Raw genomic sequence first — 22,166 nt, 5'->3', positions numbered from 1 at the left:
GCCAAAAAAGGCTTAATGGAGCTTTTTCTGAATGTCTTTCAGGGAGCGTTGAAACAACTCCTGCGAAGTGGATTTGCCGAGCTGGCTGGCGATGAGGTTCTGCGCGCTGTTCATGGCGGCATCCACGGCCTGGCTCTTGATTTCCTGAACGGCCTGGGTTTCTGCCTGGTTAATTTTGGCCATGGCGATCTCGATGCGCTTGTTCAACATTTCCTCGAGATTTTTTTCCGCCTCGTGCAGCATGAGGTCGGCCTCGGATTTGGCACGGGTAACGATATCTTCCGCCTCGATCATCGCATCGCGCTGGCGGCGCTGAAAGGTGGCGAGAAGGTTCTGGGCTTCCTCACGCAGGCGGAGGGCCTCAGTCAGGTCGTGCTTGATGATGTCGGCGCGTTTATCCAGAGCGGACGCGATGAACCTGCTAAGGGGGCGCCAGGCGAGAAAGGCGAAAACAACAAAGGAGACGGCTACCCAGAATTTAGGATCTTCCATGGTTACGCCCTTTTTCCGAGAGGTTTCACGTTATCCGCGCCGACCAGCTTGTTCACCACATCCTGCGCAAGGCTGTCGGCGATGGCGGAAATATCCTTCGACAGGCTTTCCTTGCTTTGGCGGATGCGCGATTCGGCTTCCTGCATCTGGTGGGAGAGGGATTCTTCCAGCTTGGCGATGCGCTCATCCTGCATGGCTTTGATGCGGGTGGCGGTGTTCTGGAGAATCTTGTTGGCTTCGGCGCGGGCTTTCTGCAGGGCGAGCTCGTATTCGTATTTCACCTGCTCGGCTTCCTGCTGCATTTTCTTGGCGCGATCAATGTCGCTGGCGATGCGCTGCTTGCGCTGCTCGACCATTTCCACCACCGGCGGCAGCAGATGGCGCGCGAGCATGTAATACAGCACGATCAGCGTGGTGAAGAGCCAGAAAATCTGCGACGGGTAGGTCGCGAAATCCAGCTGCGGCATGCCTGCACTCATGAATGGCACCTATGCATGGAGTTGTAGAATACGAAATCGTCAGGCCCGGGTGGAAACCACCCGGGCACGCGTAATCCAATGCTTATACAGCGTAGATCAGCAGCAGGGCGATCACGAGCGCAAACAGGCCCATGGCTTCCGCCAAACCGGCGCCTACGTATACGTATTTGGAGAGTTTGGCTTCAGAAGCCGGATTGCGGGCAATGCCGTTGAGCATGGCGGCAAAAATATTGCCCACGCCGAGTGCCGCGCCGAGCATGCCGAATGCCATCAAGCCAACGCCGATGAATTTCAAAGCTTCCGATTCCATGATAACCTCTTGATAGTTATGGTTAAGTGATTGATTTATATAGGCAAATTCTGATGTCTAAAAATCTAGTGGAGGTTTAGAGCATCATTCAGGTAAACACAAGTCAAAACCGTGAAAATGTAAGCCTGCAGCACGGCAATGAAGATCTCAAAACCGCTCAGGACCACCAGCAGCGCCAGCGGGGCCCAGCCGCCTATTACGCCCAGCATTATCACGAACCCGGCAATCACTTTCAGCATGGTGTGACCGGCCAGCATGTTGGCGGCAAGACGGACAGAAAGGCTGATGGGGCGGGCAAGGTAGGCGAAAAGCTCGATGAGGTACATCATCGGGGCCATCCACCAGGGGGTGCCTTTGGGCAGGAAGAAGGCCAGGAAGTGTGTGCCGTGCTTGATGAAGGCGATGAGCGTGACCATGATGAAGATGAAACCGGCCATGGCAAACGTTACGGCGATGTGGCTGGTGACGGTGAAGCTGTAGGGAATCATGCCCAGCAGGTTGCAGGCCAGCACGAACATGAAGATGGTGAAGATGAAGGGGAAATATTTCACGCCCTTGGCGCCGACATTGTCGCGGATCATGTTGGCGATGAATTCGTAGGACATTTCCACGGTGGATTGCAGGCGGCCGGGCAACAGTTCAAGCGTGCGCATGCCGAGCGCGACGAAAAGCATGACCGAAGCAGCGGCCAGCACCATGAAGAGCGAAGCGTTGGTGAAGCTGATGTCGTAGCCGAACAGAAGCGGAAGCTCGTAAAGCGGTTTGATCTCAAACTGGGCGAGTGGGCTATGGCCTGCGCTCATGGGTCACCGTATGTTGAATGTTACGTCTCTATTTGCTGCTGCGATAAATGGTCAAGCCACTGCCCGCAACCCCAAACATGAAGCATGTCAGCAGGAACCAGGGAGTGGTACCCAGCCATCGGTCCAGCGCAATGCCGAGCACCGTTCCAACCACCACGCCGCCGAAGAGTTCGGTGGCAACACGCCAGGCCTGGCCTGGCTGTGTGGCAGGATTGGGGCCCTGCTCGGTTTGACCTTCCGTTTTCGCATCCAGCCAGTGTTTGAGGTCGGCCAGCTTGCGCTCCTCACTCTGAAGATCGGGCTGTGGTGCTTGCGATGGGTCAGGATGTTCCGCCGTCATGCAGCGACGCTTTTAGGTAACTGACCGGCGGCTGTCAAGCGGAGGAACATCGCAAAACCTGCGTGGCGCTATTTTGCAGCAGGGGCAGGAGCGGCTGCGGGAGCCGGAGCGGCGGCCGCCTCAGGTGCCTTTTCCCCTGCTTTGGGCGCAGGCTTGATGCCCAGCGCCGCATCGATGGCGGCGGCGGTGTCCGCATAATCACGCGCGCCTTTCAGCTGCTGGCCGTTGATGAAGAGCGTCGGCGTGGACATGACGCCCAGCACCTGCATGGCCTTTTGTTTTTGCTCGAGAATCTGCTTTTCCAGGGCGGTGTCGGCCAGGCATTTTTTGAAGGCGTCATCCGACATGCCGCCAAGGCGGGCGATGCGCTGGAGTTTTTCGAGGAATTTCGTGTCGTATGCCCAATCCGGCTGTTGCTTGTAAAGCGCGGCCACGAAGGTGAAATAACGGTTTTCCGGCGCGCAGCGGGCGATCATGGCGCCGCGCAGGGCTGGTTCGTTCAGGGGGAAATCGCGGTAAACCAGGACGGCCTTGCCGGTGTCGATGTAGTTCTTTTTGATCTCGGGCATGATGGTGGTGTGGAAATGCGCGCAGTGCGGGCAGGAAAGCGAGGCATATTCCACGAGTTTCACCTTGGCGTCGGCATTGCCGAGCTGGCGGTCCCACGCGGTTTTGGCCAGGGCGGCGGCCTGCTGCTCTGCCGTGATGGGTTTGGCCGGGGCCGCAGGGGCGGGCTGGTCGGCCGCGAAAGCCGGTGCGGCGAAGAAAGTGGCGAAAATAAGGGCAAAACGAGGCAGGATGTTCATGGCCAGGCTCCGGCTGTGCATAATGTGGTTAGAACATAGCCAAAATCTTTGCTGCCTCAAGGGCGGTTTTTGTTATTCGGCTTGTTCGGCTGAGGGGGCGGGGCATAGACGTACCGCGCGAGTGAAAGCAGCCGCGATTTAAGCGCCTCATGCTCGATATCCCCAACCTGGGCGGCGATAGGTGCAGGCAATTCAGCCGCCGGAGGGGGAATGAGCTCGGCATGTTTTTTCAGCGGATTGGGAATGGTGTGGGTATGCTGAAGATGCAGGCGCTGGATGGCGCGATAGCCCGCATAGACGGCGATTTTCTCCAGGATGACCTCGCTATGGTGCTGGATTTCCGCCGCCCAGGCGGGGAGTACGAGCAGAACCAGGGTTTCCGAAGGATTGGCCTGCGTTCCGCGCAGGCGGGAAGGGTAGCAGCAACGGCTGAGGGATTCGCCCACGATCTGGTGCCAGTCGCGCTTGAGCTGCCATCCCAGCGCCGGGCGCTTGCCCATTGCCTTGGAAATGAGTGGGGCGGCGCAACGTTCCACGGATGTTGGCTTGAAGCGCCGTCGAACGGCGGTTACGGCATCGGGTTTGTTGTCCTGTTCCATCAGGCCGGTTGCAACTGGGGTTCCCGTTTCAGCAGTGCCTCGCGCACAGGGGCGAAGCTATGGCGATGATAGGGGCTTGGGCCCAGGCGGGCAAGGCCTTCCATATGCAGCGCGGTGCCATATCCCGCATTGCGGGCCCAGCCGTAGCCGGGATGTTCAGCATCCAGCCTGGCCATCAGCGTATCGCGCCAGAGTTTTGCGATGATGGAGGCCGCGGCGATATCCTGACGAAGGGCGTCACCCTTTACCAGCGTATGAGCGCGGGCGGCGATGGTGGGCGCGCAATTGCCATCCACCCAGCTTTCACGGCACTCGTGGCCGCGTTCCATCAGCCCATGCCACGCCTGCTGCATGGCAAGGAGGCTGGCGGTGAGGATGTTGATGCGATCGATCTCCCCTGCATCCACTTCGGCAATTACCCAGTCGCAAAAACCTTTTTGACGCGCCTGTTCGAGTTGGTCATAACAGCGCTGGCGAGCGGGAAGGTTCAGCTGCTTGGAATCGGCCACGGTGACGGCGAATTTATCCGAAAGGCAAATGAAGGCGCAGGCGACCACCGGGCCGGCGAGCGGGCCACGCCCCACTTCATCCATGCCAATGACGCCGGGTGAAGCGGGGATCAGAGCCATCGTGCGCGATTAGAGGCTTTTGGTTTCGGGTTTGGGAAGGGGAACCGCCGATACGGGCTTGTGCGCCTGGTAGGACGGCCAGTAGCCATCGGCCAGGGCATCCAGCGTTTCGGGGTTCTTTTCCTGTTTCAGGCTGGCGATCCAGTAATTGGTCATCACCTGCTTGACGTAGTAACGGGTCTCACGCGAGGGGAGGCTTTCGATGTAAAGCAGCGGATCCTTGATGGTGCTGAGGCGTTGCTGCCAGCGCACGAAATTGCCCGGGCCCGCATTGTAAGCGGCCGTGACGAACACCAGGTTATTGCCGATATCGTTCTGTTCCATCAGGTAGCTGATATAGGCCTGGCCGAGGCGGAGGTTCGTGATGGGGTTCATCAGATCAGCCGGGCCGCCAAAGGGGATGGATTCGCGCCGGGCAACATATTGCGCCGTCGACGGCATAAGCTGCATCAGGCCAACCGCGCCGGAAGGGCTGACGGCCTTGGGATTCAGGCCGGATTCCTGGTGGGCGAGGGCGACGAGCAGGAAAGGATCAACCTGGGTGGGTTTGTTGCTCCAGCCGAAACGGGCCAATGGCGAAACGGCTTTGGCGCGGCGAAGCTCAGCAATGCGGGATTCCAGCTTAACCGGGGGCAGGCTCAGGTCGCCGGCCAGTTCCAGCAGCATGGCATGCTGGGTGGAGGGGATCTGCTCGGCCAGTACTTCCAGCTCACGGGCGGCGAGTTCGGTTTCGTCCACTTCCGTCAGCGCGATGGCGCGCTTGACGCCGGTATAGTGCATCAGGCCGGAGATATCCATGCCGAAGCGGTCGGCGAATTCGCGCTGCTGGGCCAGGTGAAGCTGGTGGCTGGCAAGCAGGCCGTAGAAGGTTTGCGGCAGGGATGCCGCCTTGCGAAGATACTGGTCGGCCTTGTCGTCATTGCCGAGCGTGGTGTAAGCGCGGGAGGCCCAGAAGCTGGCGCTGGCGCGTTCCCAGTCGGACAGTTTTTTGATGTTGGCGAGTTCGCTGAAATAAATCGCGGCCTGATCGATATGACCCATGCGCCAGGAGGCGATGCCGGCAACCCAGTAGGCATAAGGAATTTTCTGGCCGGAAGAGCCGATGGATTTCACCGCCAGGTCAAGCGCCTTGGCATCGTCGCCATCGGCGAAATAGCCGCTTGCCAGGCTGGCACGCACCACGTCGCGCTCGGCATTGCTGAGGCTCGGGGAGGCTTCTTCCATTTTCAGCATGGTTTCAGCATCGTCCATATCACCGGCGCGGACTTTTTTATGGATGCGCTGCCAGAGGGCTTCCGCGCCGCTGCGCTTGTCCCAGCTGGTAAGGCTGGCGTAGCGGTACTCCAGGCGGCGGCCTGCATCGCTGTATTTGGCGGGGTTGGCGGTGGCGACCTCGTCGGTCAGGTAATGGTTGCGGGCTGCCTGACGGGGAGCCTTGATGTCAATGCCCATGCGGGCGGCGAGGCGCTCGCTCATCGGGTGGTCGGGGTTGCGGGCGAGCCAGTCCTGCATGGCGGCATCGTCCGGTTTTTCCGTATGCAGCAGGGCCACGGCTTCCACATCGGCGCTGAGGATGTTGTTGACCGCCAGGGCAGCGCTGGCTTTGGCGCTGGCGAAATCGCCCCTGGAAGCAGCCTTGAAGGCGGCGCGGTAATATTCACGGTCCTCATGGCTGAGAACGGCGTAGCTGCGCTTGCCGAACATGTTGCCGATGCCGCCGCTGACATGCGACAGCAGGCCAGACAAATCCCCGCGTCCCCAATAACTGTTGGCGGCGACATAGGTAAGGCTGCTGGTTGCAATCATCACGCAGGCAGTGGCAAGCCAGGGAATTTTACGGAAGAGACCGGCCTGGAAAAAGCCGTTCAGCTTGCGTGCTACCGCGTGTTTGATGTCTTGTGTACGGGACATGTACACTCCACAATTAATCGTTTGTTAAGGTATGTGACGGGGGCCGGGAAGTCAACCTTGTCACTTAATTGTCAAGTTTAGCACTGTTTTGCGGCCGCTTTCGTGACCTAATAGTGACAGTTTTGCAAAAGCCATGCCAGATTTAGCGGCCGCGGGCATAAATTCAGGATAAAAATCCTTTGATTTGAAGGAGATCGTGCCACGCATAGCGCTTATGCGAAGGCTGGCGGAGCAGGTAGGAAGGGTGATACAGGGCAAAAGCCGGGACGCTGGCGCCGCCCGGCGTGGTGAGCTGATGCTGCTTGCCGCGCAGGCGGGTGATGCCAAGCGGGGTGTCCAGCAGGCTGGATGCCGAGGTGCCGCCTACCATGATGACGATTTTGGGCTTGATCAGCTCGATATGCCGCCAGACGAACGGCTGGCAGCTTTGCAGTTCCTCGGTGCTGGGCTTGCGGTTGCCGGGCGGGCGCCAGTAGAGGCTGTTGGTGATGTAGCTGTTCTGCCGGTTGAGGCCGATGGATTTCAGCATTTTGTCCAGCAATTTGCCGCTTGGGCCGCAGAAGGGGATGCCGCGGGCGTCCTCCTCGCTGCCGGGGGCCTCGCCGATCAGCAGGATGCCGTTGTCGGGCACGCCGTCGGCGATGACGGTGTTGGTGGCGGTGCGTTTGAGGGCGCAGCCGTCGAAGGCACGGATGGCATCGTGGAGTTCAGCCAGCGTTAGCGCCTTCTGGGCCATTTCTCCGGCTTGCTTGGCGCTGGCGCGCGGGTTTTGCATGGGGATGGCCGCATTGCCGCCCTGAGGAGCGATGTAGGGTTGAACGGGCAGAGGTTCCAGCCTGGGTAACGGAGCGGCGGAACGTTCGGCAGTGGGTTTGGCGGTGGCTTTCACCGGAGGTTCCGCAGGCAGCCATGCAGCGGGCATGGGGGTGTCGGCAATGCCTTCTTCCACCCCGGCCATGCGGTACCATTCCAGCCAGGCGGTTACGCCGTCGGCGGTAATCTCCGCATCCGGCGCGGAAATGGAAATAGCGGTTTCAGCTTTGGGCATCTTTAGTATGGCGGAGGGAATGGAAGAGGTATTATAAGCGACACAGACTATAAGCGAAGGGCTGCGCTGTCCAGCATGGCGGCTAAGACCCAGAAAAACAGGAGAATGGGATGCAGCGCGAGCGGATGGATTACGACGTGGTGATTGTGGGGGCAGGGCCCGCCGGGCTTTCCGCCGCTATTCGCCTACGCCAGCTCTCCCTGGAAAAAGGACGCGATGTGCGCGTGTGCGTGCTGGAAAAAGGCTCGGAGGTGGGGGCGCATATTCTTTCCGGCGCGGTGCTGGAGCCACGGGCGCTGAACGAGCTTATCCCCGACTGGAAAGAAAAGGGAGCGCCGCTCCATACAGCGGCTTCGTACGATCAGTTCTGGTTTTTGACCGGAAAGAAGCATTGGAAGCTGCCAACCCCAAAGCCCATGCATAACAAGGGCAATTACATTATCAGCCTTGGCAGTTTGTGCCGCTGGCTGGCAAGCCAGGCGGAAGCGCTGGGGGTGGAGATCTATCCCGGCTTTCCAGCGGCGGAGGCCATCATCGAGGATGGGCGCGTGCGCGGGGTGATCACCGGGGATTTCGGCGTGGGGCGCAATGGCGAGGAGAAGGCCAGTTACCAGCCGGGCATGGCGATATACGGCACTTACACGCTGTTTGCGGAAGGGTGCCGGGGCTCACTGAGCCAGCAACTGCAACAGCAGTTTCATTTGCGTGATGGCACGTCGCCGCAGACTTATGCCATTGGTATCAAAGAATTATGGGAAGTTCCCGAGACGCAACATAAACCCGGTTCGGTCATCCACACCATTGGCTGGCCGCTGGACAGCCAGACCTATGGCGGGTCGTTCATTTATCATCTGGAGAACCGGCAGGTAGCACTGGGACTGGCGATCGGGCTGGATTATCAAAACCCGTATCTCAACCCGTTCCGCGAATTGCAGCGCTTCAAAACGCACCCGTCCATCCAGGCGATGCTGCAGGGCGGGCGGCGGGTTTCCTACGGCGCGCGGGCGCTGAACGAGGGGGGCTGGCAATCCGTGCCGGGGCTGGCCTTCGCCGGTGGGGCGCTGATTGGCTGTTCGGCCGGGTTTGTGAATGTACCCAAGATCAAGGGCACGCATACGGCCATGAAAACGGGCATGCTGGCGGCTGAGGCCGCTTATCAGGCCCTGGGCGAGACCACGCCGCCGGTAGTGCTGAGCGCCTATGGCGAGGCGGTGCAGAAATCATGGGTGGCGGAGGAATTGAAGGCGGTGCGCAATATCCGCCCGGCTTTCCGCTTCGGGTTATGGCTGGGGCTTGGTTACGCGGCGCTGGAGCAATATATTTTCCGTGGGCGCATGCCGTGGACTTTCAAGAACCATGCGGACCATACGGCGCTGAAGAAAGCGGTGGAGTGCAAGCCCATCGATTATCCCGTGCCGGACGGGCAGGTGAGTTTCGATCTTACCTCATCGGTCTACCTGTCCAACACCAACCATGAGGAAGACCAGCCGGTGCATTTGCGCCTGAAGGACTCGCATATTCCGGTCGATCTTAACCTGGCCTATTACGATGCGCCGGAGACGCGCTATTGCCCGGCGGGAGTCTATGAAATCGTGAAGGAGGAAGCGGGGCCGCGCCTGCAGATTAATGCGCAGAACTGCGTGCACTGCAAAACCTGCGACATCAAGGACCCCACGCAGAACATCCAGTGGGTAACGCCGGAAGGCGGTGGCGGGCCGAATTATCCGAATATGTAGAGCGGGCCGTGTTTAGAAGGATACGCGCGCGGTGTTATTGAAGCAGCGATTGTCCTCGCCGCCCATTTTAAACCGCCCCAGATCCACCGTGCGGATGGTCTTTTCCTTCATGGAAATAAAATTGATGAAGGCGAAGCTTCTAAACAGAGACGGGAGCCGGGCGGAAGAATTATAAAGCGGCCAATCCCGCATGCCCTGTTTTTCGGCTTGTTTCAGCAGTTCCTCGCTCTGTTTGATCAGCGCGGTTGAGGAGGAAAGATGCTGATAAGCGGAAAGGTCCTGTCGGAACGGATTATCGACGGATGGTTCGCCGTTCAGGCTAAGGGATGGTTTTGCTTCATAGCTTTCGGGCATTTCACTGAAAAAATATAATCCCGGGCAGGCGTAATCCCACTCAAAATCCGTCAATTCGGTCAGTGGCAATTCTTTTTTGCCTTCCGCCCTGGCCTGTTCCAGACGGGTGTGGAATGTATTTTCAAAAGGCAGCCAGTTAAGGTGCAGGCCATAATAGAGAAAGCCCGTGGCTATGAAGGCGGCCATTGCGCATAAGATAACCCAGCGTTTTTTGATTTTGCGTGCCATGGGCTTTCCTGTTCAACGGCTGAAACTCGTTATAAAAAACCCCGCCGGAGCGGGGTTTTTCTTACATGCCGGATGGCATCAGATGTTCTGGTAGGGGATCGGCTTTTTGGTTGCCTGATCCATTACCATGTTTCCACCTTCGTCCATGGCGGCAATATAATTGCCGTGGCCTTTGTATTTACCGAAATAGAAAACCGGTTTCACGGTTTTGCCGTTGTATTTGCGGTAGGTGTCAAACGCCTGACGGTTTTTCGGGTTGTTTTTACTGCTCATGGTACTGCCCTTGAAATGAGAGGCGGACTAAATGAATCAAAAAACGCCCGTCGTCAAGTGTTTTCGGCTTGCCCTGCGGAACGGGCTGTGCGGCCTCAGCGCGGGGGGTGAAAAAAATACGGTCCGGGAAGAAAAAAAGATTATCCAATCCTCGCATTACCGCTAAAAGGTATATCTACATATTGCTGCCATAAGGGCAGGCTTTGCATACCATATCTAGCGGATTCTGATTCCTCATGGCCCCTCATCATCCATCCTCTTCACGCTCAAACTGGCTCTGGCTGGTGCTTTTGCTGGCCACGCTCGTTGGGGTGGCCGTTTATGTGTCGCAGGCGCGTATCGGCGCGGATGGCGGCAGAATGGAAGTGAACGCCAATGCGGATGCCGATTTGCAAGGATTTGGCAGCGGCAGCCTGACGGGGGAATATCTGGTCGGTTATTACGCCCAGCGTTCCAAAGACCTGGATATCGCGGCGGATGCGTTTGCCAAAGCGGCGGAACAGGCCGATGAGACCCAGAGCAGCCTGCATTTCACCGCCATGCACAGCGCCGTGCTGGCCGGGCGTGTACAGGAAGCCGTGGAAATGGCCCGCGATAATGCCAGTATCAAGCCGGAGTCAAAACCCGACACGGCGGCCGTGAAAGAACCCGAAGCCCCCAAGGAAGAGGCCGCGGTATCCCCGGAAGATGAGGATGAGAGCGATGCGCCGGATGTTGCCGCGCCAAGCGCTGCTAGCAACCAGCAGGATGTCATCATGGCGCGCTATGTATCGGTGCTGGGCAATGTGCATGACAAGGCCTGGGATAAGGCTGCGCAGGAACTGGCCTTGTCGGCGGTGAATTTCAGCCCGTTCCAGAAGCTCATGTTCGACATTACCGACGCATGGGTACTGCAGGCGCAGGGAAAGCCCAACGAGGCGCTGGCCCGTATCGACACCCTGACGGGGCTGGACAAGCGCAGCATGCTGATTGCCTATCAGAAGGCGCTGATTCTTATTCAGGCCAAACGCTATGACGAGGCGGACAAACTGTTTGAGCAAATGCTGGCCAACCAGCAGCTGGTGATGCCGCGCCGTGTGGTGGAAGTGTATGCCGCCAGCCTGCATGCGCGCGGCCAGGGCGAAAAAGCCGGGCAGATCGTCGATAAATACCAGGATAAATCCTCCATGCTCTGGCAGGAGATCGCCAACCTTCAGGATGTGGCGCTGGTGAAAAACCCGGGTTACCTTACCGACCCCGCCTACGGCATTGCCGATTTATTGTATGGCATCGCCAGCCTGGCGCGGCAGCAGGGCAGCAGCGAGGCCGCCATCCAATTTCTGCAGCTGGCGCTTTATCTGGAGCCGGATTATGACGCGGCGCGCGTGTTCCTCGCCGCCATATGGACCGAGCAGAAGATGTATCCATGGGCGATCAATGAATATGAGAAAGTGTCCAAATCGTCCCCTTACTGGCTGCATGCCCAGTTGAACATGGCCAGCGCCAAGGCCAGCCTGGATGATTATAACGGCGCGACGGCGCTGCTCAAAAGCCTGACGAAGAAATATCCCGACCACGCATCCGTCTGGCTGCAGCTGGGCGATACGCTCCGTCGTCACGAGGAGTTCAAGGAAGCGGCCGATGCCTACAGTCAGGCGTTGGAGCTGATGAAGGATGTCAGCGATGACGAGCGCTGGCCGGTGCTTTACATGCGCGGCATCTGCTACGAGCGGTCCAAGCAGTGGCCCAAGGCGGAAGCGGATTTGAAAAAGACGCTCGAGCTTTCACCCGACCAGCCTGATGTGCTGAACTATCTCGGCTATAGCTGGCTGGATATGGGCATGCATACGGACGAGGCCAAGGCCATGATCGAGAAGGCCGTGGACCAGCGCCCGCTGGATGCGCATATTCTCGACAGCATGGGCTGGGCTTATTTCCGCCTGGGCCAATATCCCGAAGCGCTGGATTACATCCTGCAGGCTATCGAACTGATGCCGACCGATGCCATTGTCACGCATCATTATGCCGATGTGCTGTGGAAGCTTGACCGCAAACGCGAGGCGTATTTTGAATGGCAGCGCGCGCTGCTGTTCAACCCCACGCCAGAGGACAAGGCGCTGATCGAAGATAAAATCGAACATGGCTATAAGCCTTCCAAGCGCACCGATTAGTCTCATGAATCACTCGCAGGCACTGCTTTTCAGCCTGGCCGCGCCTGCCAAGCTCAACCTTTCGCTGCATGTCATCGGCCGTCGCGATGACGGGTATCATCTGCTGGATAGCGTGGTGACGTTTCTTGAGCTTCATGACCGGATGGATGTGCATGCGTCCGATAAGGACGGGCTCACGCTGCAAGGGCGGTTTGCCAACGCGCTTTCCGAAACCCGCATGGAAGATAACCTTGTTATGCGCGCCATCCGCCTGTTGCGTGACATCGGCGCCGATATTCCGCCGCTGCATGTGGTGCTGACCAAGGAGATTCCGTCACAGGCCGGGCTGGGCGGCGGTTCCAGCGATGCCGCGGCCATGCTGAGGGGATTGATGGCGCATTTCGGCTGTCATCTGGTGCCGGATGATGCGCGCATGCTGTCGTTGCGTCTGGGAGCGGATGTTCCCGTGTGCATGGAAGCGCGGCCCAGCCTGATGCAGGGAATCGGCGAGATGGTGCTGCCGGTAACCATGCCTTCCACGCCGTTGTGGGTGGTGCTGGCGCATCCCGGTGTGATGCTTTCCACGCCTGCCGTGTTTGCGCGCATGCGCCTGCCGCAACAGCTGCCGCCTTCCATCGGGGCGGCACCGTTTGAAGCGCCATCGTGGGATGAATGGTTTGCGTGGCTGGCACAGGCGCGCAATGATCTGGAGCAACCGGCCGCCGAACTGGCGCCCGTGATGTGCGATCTCCTGCAGGCCATGAAGGGAACGGACGGTTGCCGCCTTGCCCGCATGACGGGGAGCGGCTCCTGCTGTTTTGCCCTGTTTGAGACGGAAGAGCTGGCGGAAAGCGCCTTTCGCACGCTTCAAGCGGCATTTCCCGATGCGTGGGTTTGCCCGACCCGGGTGAAATAAAAAAGGCCGCGGCGGGTGCCGCGGCCTTTTCGTATGAAACAGATACGCTTACTTGTCCTTGCGGGCCTGTTCCACGGCTTTCTTCATGCCTTCCGGATCGATGGCGCCGGGGATGAACTGCTTGCCGACGATGAAGGCCGGCGTGCCGTTGACGTTGATGCTCTTGGCGAAGCCGCGCACATCGTTGATTTCTTTCGTCACGCGGTCGGATTTCATCTCTTCCTTCACCTTCTCAGGATCCAGACCGATTTCCTTCACGGCGTTGAAGATGACCTCATCGGTTTTGGGACCTTTGAAATCCATCATTTTGCTATGGAAATCCATGTATTTGCTGTTGTCAATGAAGTGAACGGCCAGGGCGGCGCGGGCGGCGGTTTCAGAGGTCGGGCCGAGGATCGGCAGTTCCTTGAAGACCACTTTCACTTTCTTGTCGGCTTCCAGCAGTTTGGAAACGGACGGGAAAGCCTGCTGGCAGAAATGGCAGTTGTAATCGAAAAATTCGACCACGGTCACGTCGCCATCCTCATTGCCCGCGAAGGGAGAGGTTTTGTTCTTTTTGATATCTTCCTGAGCGGCTTCAACGGACTTCTTGGCGTTGGCCATCTGGTCCTGCTGCTGTTTTTCCTGATATTTGTTCAGGGATTCCACCAGCACATCCGGGTTGTTCAGGATGTATTCCTTCACGATGCTTTCCACTTCGGCGCGGTCAACACCGGCGGCCGTGGCGGATTCATTCTTCGGGATCAGAAAGATACCGGCAGTCACCAGCGCAACGACGGCGGCACCAGCGAGCAATTTTTTGGTCATAGCGCTCTCCATATATGACAGTATGTGAGGGTTATAGCCAAGACCGACCACAAAATATAGTTTATTTTTTACGTTTGGCGGCGATGGCCTCTTCGGCATTGTCCAGCACATCCTGCGCCTGAAGGGCGGCGGGGCTGCCCTTGGGCAGGGATTTCAACGCGGTGGTGGCGAATCGCTTGGCCTGTTCCTGATTGCCGAGCAGGCTAGCGCTTTCGGCCTGCGTCCAGGCGGCCATGGCGGGCTGGTTCTTGCGCTGGTACAGCGCGGTCATCAGGCGCCAGCCCTGAAGATTGTCGGAATCCTGCTCCAGCGCGCGGTTCAGGATGGTGAGCGTTTCGTCCGTACGGCTGGTGTCGTCCACCATCGTGTGGGCATAGGCAATGGCGATGAGGCTCTCATTGGGCTTAAGCTTATAGGCTTTCGCATAGGCTTTCTGCGCCTCGGGCAGGCGGCCGTTTTCAAAAAGGATTTGTCCTTCGGTTTCATAAATATACGCATTGTTGGGCACCAGTTCCTTCAGCCGGGCGATGTGCTTGAGGGCCTCTTCCAGTTTGGAGCGGCGGTATTCGGCAATGGCCATGGCGTAATGCGCGGGGGCGGTGTCCTTGTTGGCATAGCGCATGGCCACCTGGTTATAGGGCTGTAGAAAACCGCGCAGCTTGCCGAGCATCAGCTCGTGCTCGGCAAGCTCGGCCTTGTCGGGTTCCGGCGGGGTGCCCGCCTGCATGGCCTCGTTGCGGACGAAGGAGATGCGGTCGTTGGTCAGCGGGTGGCTGCGCAGGTAGGGGATGCCGCCCTGGGGGCTCAGCCGTTCGCGGCTGCGCAGCAGCTGCAGCACGTCCAGCATGCCCTGAATGGGTTCGTTGGATTGTTTGAGGAAGGTCACGCCCGCCTGATCGGCCGCCTGCTCCTGCTCGCGCGAGTGGGCGTAGAGGCCATACATGGTGAGTTGCGTGCCGCCCATGAAAATGCCCTGCGCCGCCTCTGCGGAGCCGGAGGCCCCGGCCATCACGGCCAGCAGGGTGGTGACGATCTGCTTGACGGTGGCGCTTTCCAGTTCATCCTGCATGCGCAGCAGGTGGCCGCCGGTGATGTGGCCCAGTTCGTGCGCCATCACGCCGCGCACCATGGCGGGGCTTTCGCATTCCACCAGCAGGCCGGTGTTGAAGAACAGGTTGGCGCCGCCCGCAACAAAGGCGTTCAGCGTGTTGTCGTTCACCAGGATGATGCGCACGCTGTCCGGCGACATGCCCGCGGCGCTCAGAATGGGGCGGAAATAGGATTTCATGACGGCCTCGGTCTCGGCATCGCGGATGACGCGCATGCCTTCGGCCTGCGCAGGCCAGGCGGCGAACAGGGCGCAGATGCTCATGAGAAGGGCTAAAAAACTGTGTTTTATGCGGCTTGCCAAGGGGAACCCAATACGATAGGCAGATTCGATACGCTTTACATACTAGGTTCACCCCATGCTCGCAACGCCCAGCCTTCTCACCGTCGCCAAACGCGCGCAGGTTCCACCGTTTGAGGCGATGGAAATGCTGACGCTGGCGCATGAGGTGGAGCGCAAAAGCGGCGTGCCGGTGGTGCATATGTCGCTCGGCCAGCCGGGCATGAACGTGCCGCAGCGCGTGATGGACAAGGTTGCCGCGCAGATGAACCAGCACAGCAAGCTGGGCTATACGGAATCCTTCGGCATTCGCCCGCTGCGCGAGCGTATTGCGCGGCTGTATCAGGAACAATATGGCGTGACCATTCCCGTGGAGCGCGTGGCGGTGACCTTCGGCGCATCTGGCGCGTTGATGCTGGTGTTATCTGCGGCCTTTGACGCGGGCGCGCGCATCGGCATGGTGGAGCCGAGCTACCCGGCCTACCGCAACCTGATATTGGCGCTGGGCATGGAGCCGGTGCTGCTGCCAGGCGATGAGGAACATGATTACCAACCTTACCCGGAGATGCTGGAAAAACTCAGCCGCCCGCTGGACGGGCTGATGATTACCAGCCCGGCGAACCCCACCGGCACCATGCTGAAGCCCGATGCGCTGGAGGCGGTGATCCGCACGGCGGAGGGCATGGGCACGCGCATCATCAGCGATGAGATCTATCACCGTATGGTGTTTGGCGAGGTGAAGGAATCCACCGCGCTGGCGACCAGCCATGAGGCGATTGTCATCAACAGCTTCTCCAAATATTACCTGATGCCGGGCTGGCGACTGGGCTGGGCCGTGGTGCCGGAATCACTGACGCGTGCAGTGGAATGCCTGGCGCAGAGCTATTTCATCTCCCCGCCGACGCTGTCGCAACTGGCGGGGCTTGAGGTGTTCGAATGCACCGATGAGCTGGACAAGGTGGTGGCTACCTATGCCGCCAACCGGCAGATTCTGGCCGACGGGTTGAAGGAAATCGGCATCACGCAGATGTGCCCGCCGCAGGGGGCGTTCTATATTTATGCCAATATCTCGCCGCTGGCGGGCAACAGCAAGGAATTCTGCCGCACCATGCTGGAGCAGGCGCATGTGGCCGCCGTGCCGGGGCATGATTTCGACCTGACGCACGGGCATGAATGGATGCGCCTTTCCTATTGCGGCACGACAGAGAGCATCGTGGAAGGTGTGGCGCGGATGAAGCGCTGGCTGGGGAAATAGTCGCTGCGCGAGAAATAAAAAAGGGCGCCTTGCGGCGCCCTTTTCGTTTAGCCCGCATAGGGACTATTTTTTGCCCCACCAGCCGCGGCGCTTGGCTTTGGCGGCTTCGATGGCGTCGCGGTTGGCGAGGTCGTCCACCATGTCCTTAATGATGGCCTGGGCAGCGATCGGCGGGACGACCGGCTTGGGCGGCGCTTCGGGGGCGTAGGAATAGCTGGTGGGGATATCGTCCTCTACCACAGGTTTGGGGGCCGGAGCGGACCTGGGCGCTCTGGCGGCTTTCGGCGCTTTTTCGGCTTTGGGCTCGGGCGCGGCTTCCACCGGCGCGTTGTCGTTCACTTCGGTGCTGATATCGGCGCTTTCGGCATCGCCATTGCTGGGAGCGGGCGCTTCGTCCTCCACCTTCCATTCACGCGCGGCAAGCGGGGCAGGGGTTTCCATCGGCACGGGCTTCCAGTTTTTGGCGGCGGCTTTTTCGAATTCCACCGTCTGCGTGGCCTTTAACTGCTCGATGATCTGTTCTCGGCGCGGGTGTTTGCCTTGCTTGGCTTCGCGTTTGCGGATGTTGGATTTGGCCGGGGTGGCTTCCTCCTCCTCAAACTCATCCACGATGGGATCGTTATCAACCTCGCCTTCGGGGATGCGGCGCTGGCCCTGGTTGCCGCCACGGTCGCGGCGACGGCGCTGGTCTTCCGGCAGGGGGGCGATGAGCACCCAGCCGCGGCGTATGTCGAAGCGGTGGATGGTGTAGCTCTGGTGCAGGCTGTGCTCGCCCAGAATCTCGATGGTGATGCTGAATTTTTTCTCCAGCGCGGTGAGAGGCTCGCGTTTCTGGTTCAGCATGTAGAAGGCGGCTTCCTCGCCCATTTTTTCCTGCAGGCGCGTGCCGGGCTCAATGCCATCGGTGCATTTCTCGATGGCGCGGAATACCTGCAGTGCAAAGGAGGAAACGGAACGCACCGTGCCGGTGCCGTTGCAATGTTCGCAGGTTTTGCTGTTGGCTTCCGTCAGGCTGGGGCGCAGGCGCTGGCGGGACATTTCCAGCAAGCCGAAGGCGCTGATGCGTCCGAGCTGTATCTTGGCGCGGTCGTGCTTCAGGGCCTCGCGCAGGGCTTTTTCCACCTGGCGACGATGGCGGAACTCGTACATATCGATGAAATCGATCACGAGAAGGCCGGCCAAGTCACGCAGGCGAAGCTGGCGGGCAAGTTCCTGCGCGGCCTCGATGTTGGTGCGGAGCGCCGTGCTTTCCACGTTGCGCTCACGCGTGGCGCGGCCGGAGTTGACGTCGACTGAAACCAGCGCTTCCGTCGGGTTGATGACGAGGTAGCCGCCCGAGGGGAGGGACACGACCGGCTCGTGCATGGAATTGAGCTGGTCTTCCACCTGGAATTCATAGAAGAGCGGGATGTTGCCCTTGTATTCCTTCACCTTTGCCGCATGGCTCGGCATCAGCATTTTCATGAAGGTGCGGGCGGATTTGTAGGCTTCCTCACCGGCCACCAGCACGTGCTCGATCTCGGTGCGATAGAGGTCGCGGATGGAGCGTTTGATGATGTCGTTTTCCTCATAGACCAGCGCAGGCGCGGTGGATTTCAGCGTCAGCTCGCGGATGTCGTTCCAGAGGCGCTGGAGGTAGTCATAATCGCGCTTGATCTCAGGCTTGCTGCGGTCGGCCCCGGCGGTGCGCATGATGACGCTCATGCCCTGGGGGGTGTCTTCGTTAAGGGATTCGACGATTTCCTTCAGGCGGTAGCGGTCGTCATGGTTGGTGACCTTGCGGGACACGCCGCCCGCGTTGGCGGTGTTCGGCATCAGCACGCAGTAGCGGCCAGCCAGCGAGAGGTAGGTGGTGAGCGCCGCGCCTTTATTGCCGCGCTCTTCCTTGGTGACCTGGATCAGCATGATCTGACCCTTCTTGATCACCTCGTTGATGTTATAACGTTTGGCGAGGTTGCGGCGCTTGCTGCGCAGCTCGTCGTCGGAATCCTGGGAGAGGGTCTCGATTTCCTCTTCCTCCTGGTCGGCGCGCTCGTTGTCGTCGCCTTCCTGCTCGCCGCCGTTATCGGCGTCTTCGCCAATGGCTTCGTTCTCGTCGTTAGTCTCTTCGCCTTCCACATGCTCTTCATCGGAGTGGCGGCGTTTTTTGCGGCGGCCTTTGGGTTGTTCGCTTTCCTTATAGGCGGCCTCGGCCTCGGCCAGCAGGGCCTGACGGTCCTGAAGGGGAATCTGGTAATAATCGGGATGGATTTCGGCGAAGGGGAGGAAACCCTGGCGCTCCTGGCCGTAATCCACAAAGGCGGCCTGGAGGGAAGGCTCTACACGCGTGACCTTGGCAAGATAAATGTTGCCTTTGTTCTGGTCTTTGGTGTGGGTGACGTAGTCATATTCCTGAACGATGTCGTTTTCGGTGATGACGACGCGAATTTCCTCGGGGTGGGTGGCTTCGATCAGCATCAGCTTGTTTGCCGATGTTTCATGCCCCCCTTCGTGTTTGTTGGAGGATTCGTTTTTTTCCTGGTTGGTCATGGTTTTGCTCCTGCATGGATGCAAAACCCCAAACGTTCACGCGCATGCCTAGCGGCACGCGGCGTACCGCACCTCCTGCCGTGCCAGCATAAGGCGCATGCCGCTGCTATGGCCGGTGAAGGGTGTTATCATGCCTTATCCATAATGGTTTGTGTGGTCAGGGACATAATTGCGTGACGCCCGTTTGGGGCTTTGATGAATGTTTAAACGTTGAATGTAGGGGTTGTGAATGTGGTTGAATGGTTGAATTAGGATGCGCCGACGTGCTGCCGACAGTGAAGATTCCCGCTTTCGCAGGCACAGAAGCACGAATAAACCCCATGAACGGCCCCTTGTTGCCTATCCTTAGGCTGGGGCCACGCAGAGAGCCAATTCTGCCTCCATGGACACTATAGCCAGCCGGGGGGCGGGGGACAACTGAAATTTATGGTTGCAGTGAAATGGCCCGGGTTTTTCCTAAGAGGATGCCTGTTTTCCCGGATGATGTTTTTACTGTCCAATGGCGGGTGGCTGTATTACAAAGCATGGTATCAATATCGGCTTCAAGCCGCTAAATGCAGTAGGCGAATGCCGCGAACACGGCTGTTGATCATTGGGGTGCTGATGCTTGTTGCAGGACTTTTATGGCCTGCGGCAGGGCATGCTTCTGCGCTCAGAAACCTGCGTTTTATCACCAATGAGGGCGGGCACCGTATTGTAATGGAGCTGGATAGCGAGCCGGATTCCTACCGCGTTTTCACGCTGGATAATCCCGACCGGCTGGTGATCGATCTGGTCAAAACAAGCTGGCAGGCAGGGGATATTGCGACATACAAGCATCCGCTTCTCTTCAGCCAGCTGCGCAAGGGAATTCAGAACGGCACCGACCTCAGGGTGGTGATGGACATGGTGAACGTGCCCACTATTTCCGATGTCACGCTGCTTGAGCCTGAGCAGAAGGGCCAGCCGTATCAGGTGCTGGTGGATGTGGGGCAGCCTTTTCCCAAAGATAACCGGCATGCCGAAGAGGAGGAAAAACCGGTGACCCGGCTTCCGCCTTCACCCGATACGTTAGGGCGGCTGGATTTTGAAGATGGCGAAAACAAGATGGTTTCCCACGGTGGCGCGGCCACTAAAGTCGGGCCGTGGGCACAAACGCCGACGCCCACGCCCAAACCGGGAATGCCCGCCTTCGCCGCTATCCCGATCATCGCCATCGATGCCGGGCATGGCGGGGCCGACCCCGGCGCGGCCAGCCGTCATGGCGTGCGGGAAAAAGAGCTGACCTTCGCTTTTGCCAAACAGCTTCAGGAGGCGTTGAACAAAACCGGCAAGGTGAAGGCCGTGCTGACGCGACAGAAAGATGTGTTCATCCCCCTGCGCGAGCGGATTGCCATCGCCCGCAAGCACAAGGCGCATCTGTTCATGTCGGTGCATGCGGATTCCGCGCCCAATCGTCTGACGCGGGGGCTTTCGGTTTATACGCTGTCCGACGCGGCGTCGGACAAGGAAGCCGAACTGCTGGCCGCGCGCGAGAACAAGGTGGATATCATCGGCGGGCTGGACCTGAGCAAACAGAGCGACGATGTGACGGGCATCCTGATCGACCTTGCCCAGCGGGATACGCGCGCCAAGTCATCCGTTTTCGCGGATGCGATGATCGACAGCCTGCTGGACAGCACGCTGCTGGTGAAAAACGCCCACCGCTATGCCGGGTTTGCCGTGCTGAAGGCGCCGGATGTGCCGTCCGTGCTGGTGGAACTGGGCTTTCTCAGCAATGACGAGGATGAGCGCATGCTGCGCGCGCCCGGTTACCGCACCAAGCTGGTGGAGGCGATGGTGAAGGCGGTGCTGGAATATTTCAAGCAATATCCTCCGGTGAATGGGGGCTGACGGTATGATGCGCGTGATGCTCGGGTTGGCGGTGCTGGCGATGACGGGGCTGATTTTCGGCCTCATCGTGCTGTTCTTCATCCTGAGTTATTACAGCAAGGGATTGCCGGATTACAGCCAGCTCGACAAATATGAGCCGCCCCACGTGACGCGGCTTTACACGGCGGATGGAAGGGTGCTGGAGGAATATGCGAAGGAAAAGCGTGTGTTCGTGCCCATCTCGCATATTCCCAAGCGGCTGCAGCAGGCGTTCATCGCGGCGGAAGACCAGAACTTCTATCACCATCCCGGCATTGACGTGACGGCTATTTTCCGTGCAGCGGCCACCAATTTCTCGAGCGGCGGCGGGTCGCTGGTGGGGGGATCGACCATCACGCAGCAGGTGGTGAAAAACTTCCTGCTGACGCGGGAGCAATCGCTCGAGCGCAAGATACGCGAGGCGATTCTCGCCTTCCGTATCACCAAGGCCTATTCCAAGGATAAGATCCTGGAGCTTTACCTGAACGAGATCTATCTGGGCTTCGGCACCTACGGCGTAGCGGCGGCCTCGCTCAATTATTTCAATAAATCCATTGATGACCTGACGATTGAGGAAGCGGCCTTTCTGGCATCACTGCCCAAAGCGCCCGCGCATTATGACCCGAGGCGCAATTATCAGCGTGTGAAGGACCGGCGTGACTGGGTGATCAGCCGCATGCGCGAGGATGGGTACATCACCGCGGAGGAATCCATCGCCGCGCGTCAGGCACCGATCCTTCTGCGCCAGCGGGATGAGACGGAATATGTGGTGGCGCCGAATTTCGCTGAGGAAGTGCGCCGCGAGATCGCCAAGCGCTATGGCGAGGACATGCTCTATAAGGGAGGGCTGGCCATCCACACCACGCTGGAGCCGAAATTCCAGCGCTATGCGGAGATTGCACTGCTGGATGCGATCATGAGCTATGAACAGCGGCACGGCTATAAGGGGCCGTATAAAATCATGGAGAATACCAGTGACTGGCAGCGCGAGCTTTCGCTGATACAAAAACCGGCGGGGGCAGGGCGCTGGAAGCTGGCGGTGGTGCTGAAGGTGGAGCCAGCCCGTGCGCAGATCGGCCTGGATGACGGCACGCGCGGCAGCATGCAGGTAGAGGATGTGACCTGGGCGCGCCCGCGGGTGAATAACGCGCCGACCGGCGAAGCCATCAGCCGGATGGGGCAGGTGGTGTCGCCGGGTGATGTGATCCTGGTGGAGGCAAAACCGGCGCCAGAAAATAACACGCC

General features: G+C 59.2%; 21 protein-coding genes. 6 read left to right on the top strand and 15 right to left on the bottom strand.

The window, feature by feature from the left end; translation table 11 throughout:
* Positions 1-12 precede the first annotated feature (12 nt).
* The 10 genes from GC177_08990 to GC177_08945 all read right to left on the bottom strand — a co-directional run bounded on the left by GC177_08990 (position 13) and on the right by GC177_08945 (position 7,417).
* Positions 13-492: a F0F1 ATP synthase subunit B gene (locus GC177_08990; protein ID MBI1276092.1), complete on the bottom strand. Its 480-nt coding sequence runs from the start codon at positions 490-492 to the stop codon at positions 13-15.
* Between the two features lie 2 nt (positions 493-494).
* Entirely contained in the window at positions 495-971 is a 477-nt protein-coding gene (locus GC177_08985; GenBank protein ID MBI1276091.1) for a hypothetical protein, read from the bottom strand.
* Between the two features lie 82 nt (positions 972-1,053).
* Positions 1,054-1,281: a F0F1 ATP synthase subunit C gene (locus GC177_08980; GenBank protein ID MBI1276090.1), complete on the bottom strand. Its 228-nt coding sequence runs from the start codon at positions 1,279-1,281 to the stop codon at positions 1,054-1,056.
* Between the two features lie 65 nt (positions 1,282-1,346).
* On the bottom strand, positions 1,347-2,084 hold the full coding sequence (locus tag GC177_08975; protein MBI1276089.1) for a F0F1 ATP synthase subunit A: 738 nt from the start codon (positions 2,082-2,084) through the stop codon (positions 1,347-1,349).
* Between the two features lie 28 nt (positions 2,085-2,112).
* Positions 2,113-2,424, bottom strand: a complete 312-nt coding sequence (locus GC177_08970; GenBank protein ID MBI1276088.1) for a hypothetical protein — start codon at positions 2,422-2,424, stop codon at positions 2,113-2,115.
* Positions 2,425-2,492: 68 nt separating this feature from the next.
* A complete protein-coding gene (locus GC177_08965; GenBank protein MBI1276087.1) occupies positions 2,493-3,251 on the bottom strand; it encodes a thioredoxin domain-containing protein in 759 nt (252 codons plus the stop codon).
* A gap of 35 nt (positions 3,252-3,286) precedes the next feature.
* A complete protein-coding gene (locus GC177_08960) occupies positions 3,287-3,829 on the bottom strand; it encodes a DUF721 domain-containing protein (GenBank protein MBI1276086.1) in 543 nt (180 codons plus the stop codon).
* The gene (locus GC177_08955) at positions 3,829-4,458 is read right to left on the bottom strand and encodes a ribonuclease HII (GenBank protein ID MBI1276085.1); all 630 of its coding nucleotides are present in this window, start codon (positions 4,456-4,458) and stop codon (positions 3,829-3,831) included. The genes GC177_08960 and GC177_08955 overlap by 1 nt, the downstream gene beginning before the upstream one ends.
* A gap of 9 nt (positions 4,459-4,467) precedes the next feature.
* Positions 4,468-6,369, bottom strand: coding sequence for a transglycosylase SLT domain-containing protein (locus tag GC177_08950; GenBank protein ID MBI1276084.1), 1,902 nt, complete (start codon positions 6,367-6,369; stop codon positions 4,468-4,470).
* Between the two features lie 163 nt (positions 6,370-6,532).
* On the bottom strand, positions 6,533-7,417 hold the full coding sequence (locus GC177_08945) for a uracil-DNA glycosylase (GenBank protein MBI1276083.1): 885 nt from the start codon (positions 7,415-7,417) through the stop codon (positions 6,533-6,535).
* A gap of 110 nt (positions 7,418-7,527) precedes the next feature.
* On the opposite strand from GC177_08945, the gene GC177_08940 reads away from it, so the two are divergent.
* Positions 7,528-9,153 carry an FAD-binding protein gene (locus GC177_08940; GenBank protein ID MBI1276082.1) on the top strand — a complete coding sequence of 542 codons (1,626 nt, stop codon included), beginning with the start codon at positions 7,528-7,530 and terminating at the stop codon, positions 9,151-9,153.
* Positions 9,154-9,165: 12 nt separating this feature from the next.
* On the opposite strand, the gene GC177_08935 is transcribed toward GC177_08940, so the two are convergent.
* Together GC177_08935 and GC177_08930 are read right to left on the bottom strand one after the other, a co-directional pair.
* Positions 9,166-9,735: a hypothetical protein gene (locus GC177_08935; protein ID MBI1276081.1), complete on the bottom strand. Its 570-nt coding sequence runs from the start codon at positions 9,733-9,735 to the stop codon at positions 9,166-9,168.
* A gap of 78 nt (positions 9,736-9,813) precedes the next feature.
* Entirely contained in the window at positions 9,814-10,008 is a 195-nt protein-coding gene (locus GC177_08930) for a hypothetical protein (protein MBI1276080.1), read from the bottom strand.
* A gap of 236 nt (positions 10,009-10,244) precedes the next feature.
* Here GC177_08930 and GC177_08925 point away from each other — a divergent pair, with 236 nt between their 5' ends.
* Together GC177_08925 and GC177_08920 are read left to right on the top strand one after the other, a co-directional pair.
* Positions 10,245-12,158, top strand: a complete 1,914-nt coding sequence (locus GC177_08925) for a tetratricopeptide repeat protein (GenBank protein ID MBI1276079.1) — start codon at positions 10,245-10,247, stop codon at positions 12,156-12,158.
* A 4-nt stretch (positions 12,159-12,162) separates the two neighbouring features.
* Entirely contained in the window at positions 12,163-13,053 is an 891-nt protein-coding gene (locus GC177_08920; GenBank protein MBI1276078.1) for a 4-(cytidine 5'-diphospho)-2-C-methyl-D-erythritol kinase, read from the top strand.
* 48 nt (positions 13,054-13,101) lie between these two features.
* Here GC177_08920 and GC177_08915 read toward each other — a convergent pair whose 3' ends face one another.
* Both GC177_08915 and GC177_08910 read right to left on the bottom strand, forming a co-directional pair.
* Positions 13,102-13,971 carry a thioredoxin domain-containing protein gene (locus GC177_08915; protein ID MBI1276077.1) on the bottom strand — a complete coding sequence of 290 codons (870 nt, stop codon included), beginning with the start codon at positions 13,969-13,971 and terminating at the stop codon, positions 13,102-13,104.
* Positions 13,922-15,232 (bottom strand): M48 family metalloprotease, encoded by a 1,311-nt coding sequence (locus GC177_08910; GenBank protein ID MBI1276076.1) that lies wholly within the window; start codon positions 15,230-15,232, stop codon positions 13,922-13,924. Before GC177_08910 ends, GC177_08915 begins: the two co-directional genes overlap by 50 nt.
* A gap of 94 nt (positions 15,233-15,326) precedes the next feature.
* Here GC177_08910 and GC177_08905 point away from each other — a divergent pair, with 94 nt between their 5' ends.
* Positions 15,327-16,502, top strand: coding sequence for an aminotransferase class I/II-fold pyridoxal phosphate-dependent enzyme (locus GC177_08905; GenBank protein ID MBI1276075.1), 1,176 nt, complete (start codon positions 15,327-15,329; stop codon positions 16,500-16,502).
* A gap of 63 nt (positions 16,503-16,565) precedes the next feature.
* On the opposite strand, the gene GC177_08900 is transcribed toward GC177_08905, so the two are convergent.
* On the bottom strand, positions 16,566-18,959 hold the full coding sequence (locus GC177_08900; protein MBI1276074.1) for an Rne/Rng family ribonuclease: 2,394 nt from the start codon (positions 18,957-18,959) through the stop codon (positions 16,566-16,568).
* Between the two features lie 498 nt (positions 18,960-19,457).
* On the opposite strand from GC177_08900, the gene GC177_08895 reads away from it, so the two are divergent.
* Together GC177_08895 and GC177_08890 are read left to right on the top strand one after the other, a co-directional pair.
* Positions 19,458-20,903, top strand: a complete 1,446-nt coding sequence (locus GC177_08895) for an AMIN domain-containing protein (protein MBI1276073.1) — start codon at positions 19,458-19,460, stop codon at positions 20,901-20,903.
* A partial coding sequence (locus GC177_08890; GenBank protein MBI1276072.1) for a penicillin-binding protein occupies positions 20,893-22,166 on the top strand: 1,274 nt, incomplete at its 3' end. The genes GC177_08895 and GC177_08890, both read left to right, overlap by 11 nt.

This window comes from bacterium, from assembly GCA_016124905.1.
GTDB lineage: Bacteria > Pseudomonadota > Alphaproteobacteria > Rickettsiales > RI-342 > RI-342.
The sequence above is the reverse complement of the archived record's forward strand: the minus strand, read 5'-3'. Positions and strand labels throughout refer to the sequence as shown.

Excerpts from the sequence above, each read along its gene's own strand:
- GC177_08990 (MBI1276092.1), bottom strand. The coding sequence starts at position 492 with ATGGAAGATCCTAAATTCTGGGTAGCCGTCTCCTTTGTTGTTTTCGCC.
- GC177_08985 (MBI1276091.1), bottom strand. The coding sequence starts at position 971 with ATGAGTGCAGGCATGCCGCAGCTGGATTTCGCGACCTACCCGTCGCAG.
- GC177_08980 (MBI1276090.1), bottom strand. The coding sequence starts at position 1,281 with ATGGAATCGGAAGCTTTGAAATTCATCGGCGTTGGCTTGATGGCATTC.
- GC177_08975 (MBI1276089.1), bottom strand. The coding sequence starts at position 2,084 with ATGAGCGCAGGCCATAGCCCACTCGCCCAGTTTGAGATCAAACCGCTT.
- GC177_08970 (MBI1276088.1), bottom strand. The coding sequence starts at position 2,424 with ATGACGGCGGAACATCCTGACCCATCGCAAGCACCACAGCCCGATCTT.
- GC177_08965 (MBI1276087.1), bottom strand. The coding sequence starts at position 3,251 with ATGCACAGCCGGAGCCTGGCCATGAACATCCTGCCTCGTTTTGCCCTT.
- GC177_08960 (MBI1276086.1), bottom strand. The coding sequence starts at position 3,829 with ATGGAACAGGACAACAAACCCGATGCCGTAACCGCCGTTCGACGGCGC.
- GC177_08955 (MBI1276085.1), bottom strand. The coding sequence starts at position 4,458 with ATGGCTCTGATCCCCGCTTCACCCGGCGTCATTGGCATGGATGAAGTG.
- GC177_08950 (MBI1276084.1), bottom strand. The coding sequence starts at position 6,369 with ATGTCCCGTACACAAGACATCAAACACGCGGTAGCACGCAAGCTGAAC.
- GC177_08945 (MBI1276083.1), bottom strand. The coding sequence starts at position 7,417 with ATGCCCAAAGCTGAAACCGCTATTTCCATTTCCGCGCCGGATGCGGAG.
- GC177_08940 (MBI1276082.1), top strand. The coding sequence starts at position 7,528 with ATGCAGCGCGAGCGGATGGATTACGACGTGGTGATTGTGGGGGCAGGG.
- GC177_08935 (MBI1276081.1), bottom strand. The coding sequence starts at position 9,735 with ATGGCACGCAAAATCAAAAAACGCTGGGTTATCTTATGCGCAATGGCC.
- GC177_08930 (MBI1276080.1), bottom strand. The coding sequence starts at position 10,008 with ATGAGCAGTAAAAACAACCCGAAAAACCGTCAGGCGTTTGACACCTAC.
- GC177_08925 (MBI1276079.1), top strand. The coding sequence starts at position 10,245 with ATGGCCCCTCATCATCCATCCTCTTCACGCTCAAACTGGCTCTGGCTG.
- GC177_08920 (MBI1276078.1), top strand. The coding sequence starts at position 12,163 with ATGAATCACTCGCAGGCACTGCTTTTCAGCCTGGCCGCGCCTGCCAAG.
- GC177_08915 (MBI1276077.1), bottom strand. The coding sequence starts at position 13,971 with ATGTGCTGGACAATGCCGAAGAGGCCATCGCCGCCAAACGTAAAAAAT.
- GC177_08910 (MBI1276076.1), bottom strand. The coding sequence starts at position 15,232 with ATGAGCATCTGCGCCCTGTTCGCCGCCTGGCCTGCGCAGGCCGAAGGC.
- GC177_08905 (MBI1276075.1), top strand. The coding sequence starts at position 15,327 with ATGCTCGCAACGCCCAGCCTTCTCACCGTCGCCAAACGCGCGCAGGTT.
- GC177_08900 (MBI1276074.1), bottom strand. The coding sequence starts at position 18,959 with ATGCTGATCGAAGCCACCCACCCCGAGGAAATTCGCGTCGTCATCACC.
- GC177_08895 (MBI1276073.1), top strand. The coding sequence starts at position 19,458 with ATGGTTGCAGTGAAATGGCCCGGGTTTTTCCTAAGAGGATGCCTGTTT.